This window comes from Neptunomonas sp. CHC150 (genome assembly GCF_030397555.1).
GTDB lineage: Bacteria > Pseudomonadota > Gammaproteobacteria > Pseudomonadales > Balneatricaceae > Neptunomonas > Neptunomonas phycophila.
In genome coordinates, this window is sequence record NZ_JAPNXU010000012.1 from 310,910 (window position 1) to 328,599 (window position 17,690).

Here is a 17,690-nt window from a genome sequence, read left to right on the forward strand (position 1 = left end):
TCCACTAACGGTTAACTGAGTGATAACAGAATGAAAAAGTAAAATTTCAGCTGAAAAGCTGCACCTCAAGAGATTGAAGTGCAGCCGATGAAATTACTGATAACCTTCTGGGAATGGGTTAGGTTCGATAAGCTCTGGGCTCTCATAAACCACTTTGTATTGGCCGTCAGGCTCGGCGACACCGATACGTGTTTTAGACCAGAGGTGGTGATTGTCATGAACGCGAACATAGCCTTCAGGAGCGGTTGTTAGCTCAATGCCAGGCGATGCTGCTTTCACTTTATCGATATCGAATGAACCTGCTTTTTCGACAGCGGCTTTCCATAACCATGGCCCGAGGTAGGCGGCCTGAGTGACATCACCAATAACGATGTCATCACCCCAGCGCTCTTTAAAGGCTTTAACAAAGGCTTGGTTATTCTCGTTAGGTAAGCTTTGGAAATACTTCATTGATGCGTAGATGCCGTCGATATTTTCGCCGCCAATACCTAAGATTTCATCTTCGGTAACCGAGATTGTTAAGAACAGCGGTTTTTCTTTAGTCATGTCAATACCGGCTGCTTTTAACTGCTTGTAGAAAGCAACGTTAGAGCCACCCACCACTGAGATGAATACAACATCAGGCTTTTTGAGTTTGATTTTGTTGATAACCGAGTTGAATTGAGTATGCCCTAACGGGTAGTACTCTTCCCCAACGGTTTTTAGACCCAATTTTTCAATGTGCTTACGGGCAATTTTGTTAGAGGTACGAGGCCAGATGTAGTCAGACCCTAGGAGGTAAAAAGATTTAGCGCCTTTAGTTTTTGTCGCCCAGTCAATACCCTCTAAAATTTGCTGAGTGGCTTCTTGGCCTGTGTAAACAACGTTAGGTGATTGCTCTAGCCCTTCATAAAAAGTGGGGTAATACAGCATGCCGTTGTACTGCTCAAATACCGGTAAAACCGCTTTACGTGAAGCAGATGTCCAGCAACCGAACACGGCGGCGACTTTATCGTTGACTAAGAGTTTTTTCGATTTCTCAGCAAATGTAGGCCAGTCACTAGCACCGTCTTCTTGTACATACTCAATTTGGCGGCCCAGTACACCCCCCATAGCATTAATTTGTTCAATGGCTAGCTTTTCTGCCTGCACTGAACCTGTCTCACTAATCGCCATGGTGCCGGTGACTGAGTGAAGAATACCTACTTTAACCGTATCGTCAGTTACGGCTAGACCTGTGGTATTTACGTCTGCGGCCCATGCCATGTTGGATAGCATAATTGCGGCTGGCAGTGCCATTAACCCCTTAATGACACTGCGTCGTAGCTGTCTATTTTTGGAGATGTCTTTACGTTGCTTTCGCATGATAGAGCCCTCTGTACAGTCAATGGAAGTAAGTCGTGCTTGGTATGGATATAGAGTGAAGTTTTTCGTGGCTCAGAGGTATTCGTGAATTGCACTAGCGGGCTACGTCATTTAACGCATATCTGTTTTGTTGCTAATTCAGTATGGTCTTGAACCGGTTGGCGCCAGGGCAAATGGGCAATGATTGATCGCGGGTGGTGTGGAAATTGCTGTATTTATGTCTTTATTAGGAAACAAAATTTGGTGGGCGCCTAGAATCATCAATAATGGTGCCGTAAAAATAGGGGTAGAATTTGGCGCACGATAAAACGGCGAGAACCAAACGCAGCTATAACCGCTGGGTGGCTAACCAAACATTGGAAGACTACGCGCTGCGCTTTACGGCTAAAGATGCTCGTCGTTGGTCAACTGCACGTGTATCTAATACGGCCTTAGGCGCTATTTCTTTTTTAGCGTTAGAAGCCATTGGCGGGTCGTTAACCCTTAGTTACGGGTTTGAAAACGCATTGGCCGCTATTTTAGTCGTTTGCGCTATCATCTTTTTAACGGGTTTACCTATTAGTTATTACGCGGCGCGCTATGGCGTGGATATCGACTTACTGACTCGTGGCGCGGGCTTTGGTTATATTGGATCCACTATCACCTCGCTGATTTACGCTTCTTTTACTTTTATATTTTTTGCGTTAGAGGCGGCCATTATGGCCTCAGCGCTCGAAATTTTATTTGATATCCCATTAGGTATTGCTTACGTCATTTGCGCGCTGGTTGTTATTCCTTTAGTGACGCACGGCATCACATTTATAAGCCGGTTTCAGTTATGGACTCAGCCGGTTTGGGTTGTGCTGCAACTGCTACCGTTTGTTTTTATTTTGCAGCATGAGCTATCAGTCATTGATGACTGGACTCAGTATCCACCGCAAGGGGATCCTAACCAAGCCGGTTTAGGATTGAATGTGATCTATTTTGGTGCGGCTTCGGGGATCTTGTTCGCACTAATGGCGCAGATAGGGGAGCAAGTCGATTTTCTTCGGTTTTTACCGGAAAAGACAGAGCAAACAAAGTTCCGCTGGTGGCTAGCTATGCTGTTGTCTGGCCCTGGATGGGTAATTCCCGGTCTGGTTAAGATATTGGCGGGCTCTTTCTTAGCCGTACTTGCGATTAACCACGGGGTCCGTGTGGAGGTCGCGGACGACCCTATGCAAATGTACTTAATTGCATTTTCGTATTTGGGACAGTCCCCGCAAGCTACATTAGCTCTGGCGGGTATTTTTGTCATTGTTTCGCAGCTAAAGATTAACGTAACCAATGCTTATGCGGGCTCGTTAGCATGGTCTAACTTCTTTTCGCGTTTAAGCCATAGCCATCCTGGCCGGGTGGTGTGGTTAGTCTTCAATGTCATTATAGCGCTGTTGATTATGGAGTTAGGTATTTATGAAGCGCTAGAGCAGATCTTAGGGATCTATTCAAATGTAGTAGTTGCGTGGGTTGGTGCTTTGGTCGCCGACTTAATTGTGAATAAGCCGTTGGGGTATAGCCCTAAGCATATCGAGTTTAAACGAGCGCATTTATACGATGTAAACCCTGTAGGTTTTGGCGCTATGTTGATTGCTTCAATAGTCGGCGTTGTATGTTATTTGGGGATGTTGGGGCCCATCGCAAAGGCGTTCGCACCGTTTATTGCGTTACTGTCTGCATTTGTTATTTCCCCCATTATTGCGTTTCTTACTCAAGGCAATTATTACATTGCGCGCTCTTCCATGATGGAGCCCACCACAGCGCAAAAAGGCGAGTGTGTTATTTGTGAGAATTGTTACGAAATAGAGGACCTAACGCAATGTCCTGTGAACGGCGGCATTATTTGTTCGTTATGCTGTACGTTGGATGCGCGTTGTCACGATCAATGTAAGGAGGGTGCGCGCTTTAGTGACCAACTAAGCCGGTTAGTGGTGTTCTTTTTACCTTCGAGAATGGCAGCGCGCTCAGACTCTCGGATTTTACAATTTAGCGGCTTACTATTCTTAATAGCGACTATTGTGGGCAGCTTGTTCTGGCTAGTCTACATGCAATTCCCGTTTGATGATGAAGCGGTGAGAGAAGCGGTTTATACAACGCTGTTACAAGTATTTTTGTTGCTGCTCATTATTAACGGCGTGCTGATTTGGCTGTTTGTATTAGCGAAGGACAGCCAGCAGCTCGCGCTTGAAGAATCGCAACGTCAGACGGCCTTATTAACTAAAGAAATTGCGGCTCATGAAGAAACTGATCGCGCTTTGCAGCGAGCTAAAGAGCAAGCTGATTCGGCTAACCAAGCTAAAAGCCGCTATTTAACGGGTATTAGCCATGAATTAAGGACACCACTCAACTCGCTGCTTGGTTACGCGCAATTACTTGAGCGTGATCGTAACTTTCCGGATGCTTATAAGAGCAAAGTCGGGCTCATTCGAAGAAGCGGCGAGCATTTAGAAGATTTGATCGAAGGCTTATTAGACATATCTCGAATTGAGGCGGGACGCTTAGAGCTAAGTAGGGATCAGGTTTTATTACCTGAGCTCATGCAGGAGTTAGTTGAGATGTTTAGTGTTCAAGCTAGGGATAAAGGTATTGAGTTTTCCTATGCCGAGCATAGCGTCTTACCCAAAGTGGTTATTGCGGATGAAAAGCATGTACGGCAAATTCTTATCAACTTACTATCTAACGCCGTCAAATATACCGAAAGGGGTTCGGTTACTTTTAGCGTACGTTACCGCAGCCAGGTTGCTGAATTTTTGATTAAAGATACCGGTGTTGGGATTGAGAAAGAGGATCAAGAAGTTATTTTTAAGCCCTTTGAGCGCATCCGTAAACCCGGCATACCGCAGATATCAGGAACAGGTTTAGGTCTGACCATTTCGCGTTTATTAACGGATATTATGGGCGGAGACTTGTCTGTTGACTCTATACCCAAGGAAGGTAGCCAGTTTAAGTTATCACTTATGTTGTCTCGCGTGGATAAAGCGCAGATACAAAAAAAGCCGGTTGAACGTCGTATCGAGTCATATAAAGGCGATCAAAAAACAATTATGGTCGTCGATGATGATGCCACTCACCGTGGATTAGTGAGCGAAATTTTATCCCCTTTAGGCTTTGTTGTGTTGGAGTCGCCTAATGCTGAGGTGTGCTTATCAACACTAGAATCGACAACGCCTGATCTATTTTTATTGGATATTTCAATGCCCGGAAAAACGGGGTGGGAGCTGTTAGCAACCTTGCGACAAATTGGCATGATGCAGCCGGTTATTATGGTGTCAGCTAATGCGACAGAGCGTCAGCCCTCAGAGTTAGAAGAAGGTACGCGCGGCTATTCGGCCTATCTTACTAAGCCAATGAAGGATAGCTTGCTGTTGGCCAATATAGCCTCTGCACTCAAGCTGACGTGGCAATATGAACCCCGAACACTACCTAAAAAGCCTAGGCTTATTGCGCATCAAAACATCTCCTCTGCAAATGTGATAACACCTGGACAGGCGAAAGAGATTATCTCAATGGCTGAGATTGGCTTTCTTCAAGGCTTAGATCAGCTATTAAAAGAGATAGAACAAACGCATGATAAGCATCCCGATGTCTTAAAAGCGAGGGCCCTCGTTACTCAGTGCCAATTTGCTGAGCTCATAGCTTTGTGTAAACCGCTAGTGTCTGAGCAGGTGGCCACATGAGCACGCATAACAATAAAAGAGGTAATAAATTTCATGTCTCAAGCTAATGGTGTCATTCTGGTTGTTGATGATTCTGCCGAATCTTTAGGGATGCTCAACACGACATTAGTAATGGAAAATTACACTGTGCTAGTAGCTATGGACGGTGTGCAAGCTATCTCAATTGCTGAGAAAATTCAGCCGGATTTGGTCTTAATGGATGCCATTATGCCTAATATGGATGGGTTTGAGACGTGTAAGGCATTTAAGGCAAATACGGATTTAATGGATATTCCCATTGTGTTTATGACAGGCTTAAGCGAAACCGAACATGTTGTAAAAGCATTTGAAGCGGGTGGGGTAGATTACGTTAACAAACCTATAAAGCTTGAAGAGTTGTTAGCACGTATTAAAGTGCATTTGAATAACTCCCGTTTAACCCGCAGCGCTAGGTCTGCACTCGATGGGTTAAGCCAGGCCGCGTTAGCATGCGATCGGCATGGCACATTAATGTGGTGTACCCACAGTGCAAGAGTGCTGTTAGATGTCTGGCACAGTGAAGAAAGCGCTAAAGTAAAAGTTGACCCTGATTTACGTAAAATAGATGCATTACCCGACGGCCTTCGCTTGCCCATTAAGCAATGGTTAGATAACGAACCTGAAAAACACAGTTTCTTAACGGTTAAATCATACCAGAATCCGATATCTATTCGGTTTCTAGGGATTGGCCTCCCCGGTGAATATTTACTTAGGTTGGTAGAAGAAGATGAACTCAGTTTACGAAATAGGATTAGGGATAGATTTGAACTAACGGACCGCGAAGCAGAAGTGCTGATGTGGTTATCACGAGGCAAAACCAACCGAGACATTGGTCAAATTTTATCCATGAGCCCAAGAACGGTTAATAAGCACCTCGAGCAAATTTTCAAAAAGTTAGGCGTTGAGAATCGCACATCGGCAGCAGCAGTGAGTTTGCAATTTCAAAGTACGTTGTAGATGGGCAAATTGAGAGTCTTTTATACACCCTAATATGAGCTACTTTTGTGCAGATGCGTTAATTTTATCGTTATTTCTAATTCTACCAAGTCCCCCAAATAATAGGTTCTACCTAACCATTGTATGCTTTAGAGCAAGTTAAACTATTTATTTTTTGTGCAGCACAGCGTAACTTGATACATAAATTCCAAAATTGTGGCATGGTTTAATAAATGCTAGGTAACTAAACCAACCAAAACTATTTTTAAGGTTGCTTAGCCGTTTGATATGAAAGGAGTTTGTATGTATCAGGGGAGTGCTGTACGCCTTCAATCACTTGATGGTGGCCTAGTTGAGTTAGTTTTAGACCTGCAAGGTGAGTCGGTTAACAAGCTAAATCAGTTAACACAAGACGAAATGCAGCAGGCGGTTACCTGGCTTAGCAGTCATGCCAGTGAAGTTAAGGGCTTATTGATATCCAGTGCTAAGTTTTTGTTTATTGCTGGCGCTGATATCACCGAGTTTTCGAGTTTATTTAATCATTCGCATGCTGAAATAGAGAAGTGGGCTTGGAAATATCACAATACGCTTTGTGAACTAGAAGCGCTGCCTTTTCCGACGGTAGCAGCAGTTAATGGTGTCGCATTAGGTGGCGGCTTAGAAACAGCGCTATCGGCAGATTATCGGGTACTGGCTGAAGATGCCAAAATTGGTTTGCCAGAAGTAACCCTAGGTATTTGCCCTGGTTGGGGCGGTTCGGTGAGGCTTACGCGTTTAGTCGGAGCTGAAACGGCTGTCGATTGGTTGCTAAGCGGTAAACCAAAACCAGCCGATGTTGCGAAATCGTTAGGGCTAGCTGATGCGGTAGTCCCGAGTGAATCAGTGCGTGAAGAAGCGTTACTGTTCCTTCAAAAAGTTATCGCCGATGGTGATGATTACCAAGCTAAACGCGACTTTAAACACGCAGCGCAAGAAGACAATGAACAATGGCAACAGACCTGCGAATCGATTAGGGAGCAGTATGGTAAAAAGTTAAGTCCGCACTATCCGGCTCCAATCGCGATACTTTCACTGGCTACTTCCCATCCTGTTCTTTCTTTTAGGGACGCCTTGGCCGCTGAAGCTCAATGTTTTGCAACACTAGCGTTGACCGACGCCGCTAAGAGCTTGACGGGCTTATTCATGAACGATCAAGTTCTCAAGCGTAAATCTAAAGCTGCAATGAAGCTGGCTCACCATGTTGATAAGTCTGCCGTGTTGGGTGCCGGTATTATGGGCGGTGGTATCGCTTATCAATCGGCTTCTACAGGTACGCCAATTATAATGAAAGATATCCGTGAAGAGGCGCTAGAGCTGGGACTGAATACCGCTGGTGGTATTATGGATAAAGCGATTCAGCGAGGTCGTATGGATGAAGCGGGTAAAGATAAAGTACTGAGCAATATCACACCATCGCTTGCATATGACGGTTTCGAGGGTGTGGGCTACGTAGTTGAAGCGGTCGTTGAAAACCCCAAAGTTAAAGCTGCCGTACTGTCAGAAACTGAAAGCCATATAAGCGACACGACGGTACTGGCCTCAAACACCTCCACCATTTCGATCACCGAGCTGGCTAATAGCCTTAAAAAGCCTGAGCGCTTTTGTGGTATGCATTTCTTTAATCCGGTTCATCAAATGCTTTTAGTGGAAGTTATTCGTGGCGAAAAAACGAATGAGGAAACCATCGCAACGACGGTGGCTTACGCTAATGCAATGCGTAAAACACCGATTATCGTGAATGATTGCCCTGGCTTTTTAGTTAACCGTGTTCTTTTCCCGTACTTTAATGGCTTTAACCGTCTGTTGTTGGACGGCGTTGGTATTGAACGTATTGATCAGGTCATGGAAGGCTTTGGTTGGCCGATGGGACCAGCGTATTTAGCCGATGTAATAGGGTTAGATACGATGGTGCATGCCGATCAAGTGTTGCAAGCAGGCTACCCACAACGGATGAAGCATGATGGGGATGTCATTATTGAGGTTTTGTTAGCACAGGGCGCGCTGGGACAGAAAAACGGCACAGGCTTTTATGAGTACGGTAAAGATGAGTCCGGTAAACGTTTCAAAAAAGTCTCACCGGCTGCGCAAGCCATTATTAATGAGCGTGTTGGCTCTGGGATGGATATCAGCGACGAAGATATTATTGCCCGAATGATGATTCCAATGTGTTTGGAGTCGGTGCGTTGCCTAGATGAAGGCATTGTAGAATCTCCGGCTGAGACGGATATGGGCTTGATTCTTGGATTAGGCTTTCCGCGCTTCAGAGGGGGGCCGCTACGCTATATTGATACATTGGGTTTAGATGTATTCGCTAAGCAAGTAAGGAGGTTTGAGGGTCTTGGTGGTTTATATCAGTTACCTGAGAGTTACCTTCAGCGATTAGATGTCGGACAGCGCTTTTTTTAAAGCTAGCCCTAAGGTTTTTCCAAGAACGCCTCACTACGAGTACTGGTTAGTGAGGCGATTATCTAAGACTAGCTTACTTTCCCTATCCGGTACTCTTTCACCATATCGCCATAATACTCGAGTTCATTTTGTATGCGTTGAGTAATAACGGTGTCATATGAAATAACGGACTTTAGTGAAAACTCTTTTTGGATCTCACGAAACTTGGGATCGCTCAACATTTTTTGCACTTTATAGTAGAGAGGGCGGTATAAGCTATCGGCCATGTCAGCCGGTGCGAACCACCCATACCAGCCAGAAATATTAGTGCTAGGGATGCCTTGTTCGTTAAATGTCTTAACGGCCCCCCAACCTAGGCCTGGGTGACGATATTTACTGGTAACTGCTATTGCGCGTAACTCACCACTTTGGAATTTTTCGGTTGCATTTCCGGTAATAACCATACCCGCGGCTAGCGTGCCGTCCAGTAAATCTTCAATCATCATTGAAGTGCCACGATAGGCTTGCGGCCTAATAGCCACTTGTTTGCCACGTGCAAGAACCAGTTGTGCCATATGGCCTGGTGAACCATATTGAGTAAAACCTACATAACGTGATTCGGGGTTTTCTTCCACCCATTCTACAAAATCATCAATGCTTTTAACGTCCTTTGACACCAAGGGACCTAAAGCGAGGGCGATGGTGTACTCACCCAATATGCCCAAAGGCCGTAGATCTTTTAATGGATCATACGAAATATTACTGTGTATATGCGGTAACATGTTCAACGAAGGTGATTGGGTCTGCAGTATGGTTAAGCCATCAGGCGCTGCTGCTAAAAAGGAGTCCGTTGCATTGAAAGTGCTCCTGCCAGGAACATTTTCGAGCTGGTAAGGATAAATACTGTGTTTTTCAAAAATATCCAGCGCGCTAAGGGCCAGCTTGCTACCAAGTCCTGTTCTTCCATAACCAAAGAGCAGTCGACCGCCAGCTGCCTCGGCGCTATTGGGAATGAGTGAAGCCGCCAGTAAAGCTGGAGGAATCGCTAAAAACTGTCGTCTATTCATTATAGGTGTACCTTCTTTTCAGCCTCGAAGCTCGGTCATGAGTATCTTCCACACTTGCTTAAGCATTTGGTGTGCAATACTTTCGGGCTGTATTTCTAGTTCTATATGACCACGAAGTGCATTCAGTATAGTTGTAGAATCGGCCATTGTGTGATTAACGGTAAATCTAACTTTGTGCTGTGCTACGACAGGTACCGGCTGCCCGCTATCACTGTCATAACTAGCAATGGGCCCCCCAAACTGCGAGCTCAGGCTGATATCTGAGATAAATTCGGTTGCTGACTCTTCAATATCAACCAACTTAAGCGTGTAAACCGGTAGAGAAGGCTCCTCGGGAATAAAACGCGCGATTCGTGTTGGCTGGAGCCTGTTTAACACGTTTTCAGGTAGGTAGGCTGTGGCTAGAAGGGACTGGTTGCTTACAATACGCCCTAATTGATTATCGGGCCTTACCCATTGCAGAGCACCTATTTGCTCGGGAATATCAACAATAATACCGCTAGCTGGTGCTCTCCAAAGTAGTTTCTCGGCACGTTGTGCCAATCCCTCTACGTCCATTTTTGCTTGTATTTGCTGCTGCCTAATAACTACCGACTCGGTTAGTTCTTTAGCGGATCCGCTGATGCGGTTGAGACGCTCAGTGGCGACGTTATATCGGAGTATAGCCTCGGTGGTTTTGTATTCCAGCTCGGGTGAGGAGAAGGCCATGATGATTTGATCGGCAGCGATATAGTCCCCATTTTTAGCATTGATGGATAAAATTTTGGCATTTTCGGGAGGATGAATTGTCGCCAACTGCTCACGGCTCATTATGGAAGGAACAGTGGTAGAGTGGTCGAGCGGTAGTAGTAATAACAAGCTCACCCCTGCGGCGATTATGAGCAAGAATAACCGACGTACAACGCTCATGAGTTGTCTAGCTGCAAACGAATCTTTTATCAGACGGTAAATCGGAGCAACTAAGTAATGGCTGAGGGTGTAGACAAAAAACAAACAGCCGATGGTTTTATCTGCAAAACTATAGACCAAGTAGCTAATGCCCATCATTAGGGAGATTTGATAGAACCAAACAAGCATGCCGTACAGTGAGAAAAGCCAAATTTGGGGTTTGCCCATAGGTTCGGGTTGTTCGAGGGCTTGACCTACAATAAGGCGTCTTATGTACCAGCGTGAGAAGGCAAGGGCGCGAGGCTGCAAGTTTTCTATCTTTAGCCAGTCGCTTAAAAAGTAATAACCGTCAAACCGCGATAAAGGGTTTAAGTTAATTAAAATAGTCGTTAGCCAGCTGGTAGTGCATAAAATAAAAGCGATACTTCGCAGTATGCCCTCGGGCAACAAGGCCCATGCTAAGGTGGCTATGCCTGCAATGAGAGTCTCTGCAGCAACCCCACCGGTAGCTACCCACATTCGTTGATGCGGGTCTCTAATTCGGTTAATGCCAGCAAGTTCGGTGTAAAACATGGGTAATCCCATAAAGAGTGATATTCCCATTTTACCGACACTACCTCCCTTTATATGGGCCACATAGGCGTGTCCTAGTTCGTGTATAAACTTGAGTAGAATCAGTGAAACACCGTACGTTAAAAAACCTTGTACCGAAAATAAATGGGTAAAAGTTGAAACAAAAACATCCCACTGGCGGGTTGTTAGATAAACGCCAAAGAGCGTAATGAATAACCAGATACTAATAAAAACGCGGTGCCCTATAAGCTCAATGCTGGGTTGAAGAAAATGAATAAGAGGTAGCGGGGAAAATAAAGGAAATTGAACAATTTTGGGAGGACTAAAAAGCCTTGCAAGCCCAGTAGGGTTTACTCGCTTGTGTTGTTCTTGCAAATGTCGGTAATTTTTATTACCCGTTGCTTTGGTTAAGTTGTTTTCACTTAAAAAACTTAATAAGCCATCTAGCTGTTGAGCATTGAGAGTTTGCCCTGTGCGTTCAAGTGCTGTTTTAAGCTTGTCGACGGTCCCTACTTGCCAAAAGGCTAATAGTTGAATGTCATCACTACAAAGCTGAAAAAAGCGGTGCTGGCAAGGATCATAAATACGCCAACGTTTATTCCCAGCACGATCGTATGAATCGGACTCTAAACGAATATCTTGGCGTAACGGCGGTAGGGCTTGATTATTGTTTAACATTTTTTACACCCCAAGATATTGCCTGACAACGGCGATAGGGCGGCGTAACAGCTGATAAGCTAAGGTCACTTGCTTGCCGTAAAGGCGCGCGGTGCCTCGCGCTCCAATACGTGGAATATCAGTTACAACATCGAGTCCATTTTGTTCGCCTGATAGTGATGATGGTTCTGCAATGATGCGGTAACTGGTGATGTTGCTTTCTGTCGCTGCTGGGGTGTGGCTAATAGATTTAAGGCTTGCCTCGTAACCTCCCAATGGAGCGCTGTCTAAATAAATGCTGATATCAGCCCCTGTTTCTAGTTCGATCAAGTCTCCTGTGGGTAAGTCGATGCCGAATTGTACACGTAACGGGTTAGCAACTTGTAGGATCTGTTCTCCTACCTGTACTGCACGACCTTCCCAGTCCTTGCGATCAGTATAAGTAACAAGCCCAGCCACTGGGCTGGTTACTTGCGTTTGAGACAGTAGCTCTTGAGTGTATCGGTATCTCACCTCAGCTAAATTAAGTTCGGCGCGTGCGATAGGTAATTCATAGGCAACATCTGCATCGGAAAAAATTGAAGAGTTCACACGTGATAGTCGAGCTTGGGCTACAGCAAGCTCTTGCTCTGCCAACGTTGACTCGTTTCTGAGCTTTAAATCTTCAAAGGTGACAAGCGGGGTGTTTGCATTTATGTTGGTGTTAGGCGCAACCGCGATGGACTTAATGACTCCATCAATCGGCGCTGTAAGCACATAAGGATCTTGTGGAATCACTTGCATCGGGGCCATTACACTGAGGCGAACAGGAAATAAGCCAGCTGCAACAATAAGAATGATTAAACTAATAGAGAGTAGCCGTGTATTTCTGCCTCCGATGGTCGCTGTTTTATTTCCTGTTAGTGCAAACCATGCGTGCTCGTAAGTTTCAATAATACGGGCTAATAAAGTGGTTTCTTGGTCAGAAAATGCTTGGTCGCGTGCTAATAATATTCCTGCGTCAGCTAATCCGGTTTGATTAAATAACGGAACCCAGCACACAGCTTGGTGAGGGTAATCATTTATTAAGTCTGGGCTGTTGTTTTTTTTCGTATCCGTTAAGTTTTTATCGGTGTTCAGGGGAAAGCTTCGGTACGTATCTACTAGATACTTGCTGGCATCTAATGCTTGAACAGCCTGCTCCAGCGTTTGGTTAAACGGAGCGTCCCTCTCTAGAATAGCTATATCTGAGATAAGCGTTAGCTGTAACTTCTGAGCACTTTGCTTGCGCTGGAACAAAAATGCTTGCTCGTAAGGGACTAACTCTCTTACTTGATTAACGAGATGCAGTTTTAAAGCATCAGTTGATTCTAGTTGTCGAATGTCACGCTCAAACTTCAGTAGGCGGATAGCGGAAACAGAGACTTGATCAGCGTTCGGTATAAGTGGCTGCTTTGATTGAAGGTTCCTTGCCATGGTGTTTACCTATTCAAAATGAGCAGTACCGCTCATACCAGGGAGAATAAGCTGATCTGTTTCGGGTGGCAAAAGTTGCCCAATAACTTTTACGGTTTTGCTAACGGGATTGACAGAAGGGGAGATGCGCGCAATTTTTCCGGTAAAGGATTGTCGTGTTTCATCTACGGAAAAGGAGAAGTTTGTATTAACCGTTAACCAATTAAGCCAATGTGAAGGGATCACCATATCGACTTCTAAATTTTGAGTATCAATAATGGAAATAACAGGCTGGCCTGCCGTTACACTTTCGTATCTCAAAGCTAGTTGTTCTTTGACTTGCCCCGCATAGGGAGCTTTTATGGAACAATGAGATACTTCAGAGGCCAATGCTTGTGCCTGCGCAGTCACTTGATTTAGTTCTGCAATCGAAGCTGTTAGTTCAAATTGACCAATAGACTCAAACTTTTGTAATTCTTTATTTGTATTTACAGTATTCCTTTTAACTTTTATAGCCTCTCTAGCTGCACGGTACTCAGCCTGCTGCTTGTCACAATTAAATTGAACTAAAAGCTCACCTTTTTTGAAGCTCATACCTTCCTGAAAAGGCATGTTTTGAATTTGCGCTGGTATACCAGAAGACAGTGTTGCTTCATTGGTTGAGCGCACAACTCCGCGAACAGGCGACTTTTGAGTGTGTTGTTGAGTAGCGTCCGGCGCTGTATTTGAGTTAGCAAGACTAGGTAGCTTACTTGTATCTAACGGCGTTTCAGCCATAGCTGGAGCGATGCTTAGCAATAAAAAACTATGAGTTAATAAGCTAACAAATTTATTCATTTAGGAATCTCCGGTACAGCAGGGAGAGCGACGGCTTGCTCTTCCCAATGGTTTCGTAACTTCTCAGCTATTTCGGCAACGGGGGCTTCAGGCGATATATTAAAGTCGAAGTTATCGACACCCATAGATGCATATAAATTGGCATAAGCATTTTGTAGATCAGCATAAGCCGTGTCATAGCGGACCTCTGATAAAATGCTATTCATCTCTTCTTTAACTAGGTCTCGCTGGCTGATTGCTTTGGCTTTAAAGCCGTTTTGAGTCAATGTAAGAATTCGTCCTTGCACATCGTTGTACATTCGAATGGTATTTAACTCTTGTGAGAAGCGTATAAATCGAGCTCGTGCTACGTGAACTTGGGTCATAATCGCCATGGTTAAAGCATCCGCTCGTGCTTGAATGACTTTAGCCTCGGCTTTTAATGCTTTTCGCTGAAGTGGGTAGCGGAAAAGATTTGTTAAATCCCAACTAATTCTAGAACTTATGTTGATCCAATCCTCGTTATATAAGAATTCGTTTGAGTTATAGTTAATACCCAGAACGGTTCTAAATCCGGGTAATGAACTAATAAATTGCTCTTGTAAGGCATCAATATTTATACGCTCTCTATAGGCAGATTCCCTTAGTTCGGATCTAAACTGTAATGCAATCATAACCATTTGCTGTGCAGATCCCGGTAATTCGGGTACAACATCCGTTCGGTCAGGTAATACTAATTTAAAATAGGAGTTTGGCTTTAAGTTCATTAAAGCCGCTAGTTGTTTTTTGGCCAGTAGTAATTCGCGCTGCATCCGCTGAACAGTGGACTGTATTTGCAAAAGGTCTCGTTGATAGTTAAGTACTTTGAGAGGCGGCGCTAGGCGTCTCTTTTCAAGAGTTTCTGCTTGTAGGAGAGCCTTTTGAGTTAATGCTTCTAATTTAACGAGTTTTTTATGAGTACGGTCGGCGCTAACTGCACGCCAATAGGCGGTTCTTACATCTTCTAAAATACGATTAATAACTTTACGGCGGCGCTCGGCAGCAATAAGTCTTTCATCGCTGTTTTGCTTACTTTGAACATAAGATAAACCAAAGTCGAGGATGTCCCAGCTTGCAATTAAATCACCTGAATAGACTGTTTTTTCACTAGAGGACGAAGGTTCTAGCGATTCTTGACCTGATAGAATGGAGCGGCTGCTCGATCCTGATTCGTTATTGCGGCTATCGACCCCAAAAGAAGCGGTGATAGATGGAATCATACCTAGTTGAGTTACAGCCGTTTGTTTGCGTCTGAATTCTTCGTCTAGTAATTCGATTTTTTCGTCTAAGTTATACTTAAGCGCGCGCGCCATAGCCTCATAAAGAGATATTGGCCCAGTAATAGGCTCTTCATCTTTAATGATGGTATCGATGCGCTGATAAGAGGCAACTGAATTCGCCTCAAAGTCGATTGGTTGAGTTTGTACACTACAGCCGCTCACAATTAATACCATGGCAACTAGCGATAAAACTGTCTCTTTTTTGTATCTTTTATTTCTGAATTTAATAATTTTATTTATCATTAAGTAAGCGCCTTAATAATCGACTTAAATTCTTCCGATGACTGGTTAGTTGTTTCGTTTACTTGTTCAGAAAATGTCAGGGGTTGAAGAACTAGGTTGTTATAAGGGTTAGCTGCTAGTGATTCAGAAACTTGAGCATTGTTCGCCTGTTCATTTTCTAAATTTATTAATTCATCTTCGTTTATATTATTTTCATCCACGATATCTAATATATTCTCAGGATTACTTTCTAAAAAGTTATCGGTTAGTGCCTCTGTTTGTGGACTGGTGGTTGCTTGCTCGCTGAGATAATTAACCGTTTGATTAATAATAGAACTATCGATCGTTAGCTCTGTTAAACCACCAAGTTGTTGCATAAAACTGACAGATTCAACTATCGGGGAGTTAGTTGTTAAATTAGCCAGTCCTTCTAACTGTTGAACACCATTAAGCGCGTCTAATAAGACTGGGTCATATTCCACTAACTCTATATCTAGAGGAGTATTGGTATTTTGTGTTGTCGGTGTAGCGGCATCACTTCGTGGTGATTCTTGCTGTTCTACCTGGACGACGGTTTCATCAACTTGGACTGTTATAGTACTGATGGATGTATCGTTTCCATCGGATACACTAACGCTAATTGTGTCTGTTCCCGAAAAGTTCGTATTGGGTTGGTAGGTAATGGATTGGTCGTTATTGATAATGACTGTTCCGTTGTCAGCTGTTGCGGTGGAGATAACTAAGCTGTCGCTATCAACGTCTGTTATCTGATCAAGGATATTAAGTGTGAGGGCTGTATTGCCCGGTGTTGTAGCCAAGTTATTAGTCACATCGGGAGCATCATTGACGGGAGTTACCGAAATGCTTACAACGGCTGTCTGCGCGCCGCCTTGGTTATCAGTAATGACATAGGTAATCGTGTCATTACCTGCAAAGTTGGGGTTGGGGGTGTAGGAAATACTGCCATCGTTACCGATACTTACTGTGCCATTTTCAGAAGTGGCGCTATTAATAGATAATGTGTCCCCATCTACATCATTAGCGTTTCCTAAAACATCAATAGTGATAGGTGTATCTTCTGTCGCGGTGGCATTTTGTGGCGCAATGTTTGGGGCGTCATTTATCGGTGCGATGACTACCGTAGTTGTTGCGGTAGATGTGCTTCCTGCTTCATCTGCTACAGTGTAGGTTATTGTATCTTGTCCATTAAAATTAGTGTCAGGCGTGTAGTTGAGAGTTCCGTCTCCGTTAATGACGACTGTACCGTTATTTGCATTAGCGGTTTCAACGGATAAAGCTCCGCCCTCAATATCCGTATCGTTTGCCAGTACATCTATGGTTACCGCTGTGTCTTCATCAGTATTTGCTATTTCGTCGGCGGTGCTAGGAGCATCATTTACCGGAGCTACATCGACCGTAATGGTAGACGTTGATGTGCCTCCATTGCCGTCTGTCACTGTGTAGGTGATGGTACTTGTACCATTAAAGTTGTCTTGCGGTACAAATGAGAGCGTACCGTCTCCATTAATAGTGACACTGCCATTGGTGGTGGTTGCTGAATCGATACTGAGTGTGTCACCGTCCGCATCGCTTGCGTTTGCTAACACATCGAGAGTAACAGGCGTGTCCTCGTCAGTAATCGCTGTGCTTGCCGCGATGGTTGGCGCATCGTTCACGGCATTAATCGTCACTTCCATAGTAACCGTCGAAGTCCCGCTGTTACCATCGCTCACGGTATAAGTAATGGTATCGGAGCCAGTGAAATTCGCATCAGGCGTGTAAGTGATGGTGCCATCAGGGTTGATGGCAACCGTGCCGTTAGGCGCAGTAGCAGAGTCGACTGTGAGCGTATCGCCCTCAACATCGGAGTCATTGGCTAATACATCCACGGTGACTGGCGTATCTTCATCCGTAGTTGCTGATTCGCCCACGGTGGTGGGGTTGTCATTCACGGCATTAATGGTCACCGCTACGGTAGCCGTTGAGGTGCCGCCGTTACCATCGCTCACGGTATAAGTGATGGTATCGGAGCCAGTAAAGTTTGCATCAGGCGTGTAAGTGATGGTGCCGTCAGGGTTGATCGCAACCGAGCCGTTGGTGGCGGTGGCACTGTCGACGCTCAAGCTATCGCCGTCAACATCGGAGTCATTGGCTAATACATCCACAGTGACTGGCGTATCTTCATCCGTAGTTGCTGATTCGCCTGCGGTGGTTGGGTTGTCATTCACGGCATTAATGGTCACTGCTACGGTAGCCGTTGAGGTGCCGCCGTTACCATCGCTCACGGTATAAGTAATGGT

The 17,690-nt window shown here is 44.7% G+C and carries 10 protein-coding genes; 3 read left to right on the forward strand and 7 right to left on the reverse strand.

Features of this window, described 5'->3' with window-relative positions:
* Positions 1 to 93 precede the first annotated feature (93 nt).
* Positions 94 to 1,344: an urea ABC transporter substrate-binding protein gene (gene urtA, locus OW491_RS17305; RefSeq protein WP_290037143.1), complete on the reverse strand. Its 1,251-nt coding sequence runs from the start codon at positions 1,342 to 1,344 to the stop codon at positions 94 to 96.
* A 293-nt stretch (positions 1,345 to 1,637) separates the two neighbouring features.
* On the opposite strand from urtA, the gene OW491_RS17310 reads away from it, so the two are divergent.
* From OW491_RS17310 to fadB, 3 genes are all read left to right on the forward strand, one after another.
* The gene (locus OW491_RS17310) at positions 1,638 to 5,036 is read left to right on the forward strand and encodes an ATP-binding protein (RefSeq protein WP_290037144.1); all 3,399 of its coding nucleotides are present in this window, start codon (positions 1,638 to 1,640) and stop codon (positions 5,034 to 5,036) included.
* Between the two features lie 33 nt (positions 5,037 to 5,069).
* On the forward strand, positions 5,070 to 6,011 hold the full coding sequence (locus tag OW491_RS17315) for a DNA-binding response regulator (protein ID WP_075178330.1): 942 nt from the start codon (positions 5,070 to 5,072) through the stop codon (positions 6,009 to 6,011).
* A 282-nt stretch (positions 6,012 to 6,293) separates the two neighbouring features.
* Complete coding sequence (gene fadB, locus OW491_RS17320) at positions 6,294 to 8,435, forward strand: fatty acid oxidation complex subunit alpha FadB (protein WP_290037154.1); 2,142 nt, start codon at positions 6,294 to 6,296, stop codon at positions 8,433 to 8,435.
* 68 nt (positions 8,436 to 8,503) lie between these two features.
* Here the strand turns inward: fadB and OW491_RS17325 are convergent, their stop codons facing one another.
* The 6 genes from OW491_RS17325 to OW491_RS17350 all read right to left on the reverse strand — a co-directional run.
* Positions 8,504 to 9,481, reverse strand: coding sequence for a tripartite tricarboxylate transporter substrate-binding protein (locus OW491_RS17325; protein WP_290037155.1), 978 nt, complete (start codon positions 9,479 to 9,481; stop codon positions 8,504 to 8,506).
* Positions 9,482 to 9,499: 18 nt separating this feature from the next.
* Positions 9,500 to 11,620 carry a hypothetical protein gene (locus tag OW491_RS17330; protein ID WP_290037158.1) on the reverse strand — a complete coding sequence of 707 codons (2,121 nt, stop codon included), beginning with the start codon at positions 11,618 to 11,620 and terminating at the stop codon, positions 9,500 to 9,502.
* 3 nt (positions 11,621 to 11,623) lie between these two features.
* The gene (locus OW491_RS17335) at positions 11,624 to 13,054 is read right to left on the reverse strand and encodes an HlyD family efflux transporter periplasmic adaptor subunit (RefSeq protein WP_290037160.1); all 1,431 of its coding nucleotides are present in this window, start codon (positions 13,052 to 13,054) and stop codon (positions 11,624 to 11,626) included.
* Between the two features lie 9 nt (positions 13,055 to 13,063).
* A complete protein-coding gene (locus tag OW491_RS17340) occupies positions 13,064 to 13,870 on the reverse strand; it encodes an efflux RND transporter periplasmic adaptor subunit (protein WP_075172612.1) in 807 nt (268 codons plus the stop codon).
* Positions 13,867 to 15,411, reverse strand: a complete 1,545-nt coding sequence (locus OW491_RS17345) for a TolC family protein (protein ID WP_290037163.1) — start codon at positions 15,409 to 15,411, stop codon at positions 13,867 to 13,869. Before OW491_RS17345 ends, OW491_RS17340 begins: the two co-directional genes overlap by 4 nt.
* A partial coding sequence (locus OW491_RS17350; RefSeq protein WP_290037164.1) for a tandem-95 repeat protein occupies positions 15,411 to 17,690 on the reverse strand: 2,280 nt, incomplete at its 5' end. The genes OW491_RS17350 and OW491_RS17345, both read right to left, overlap by 1 nt.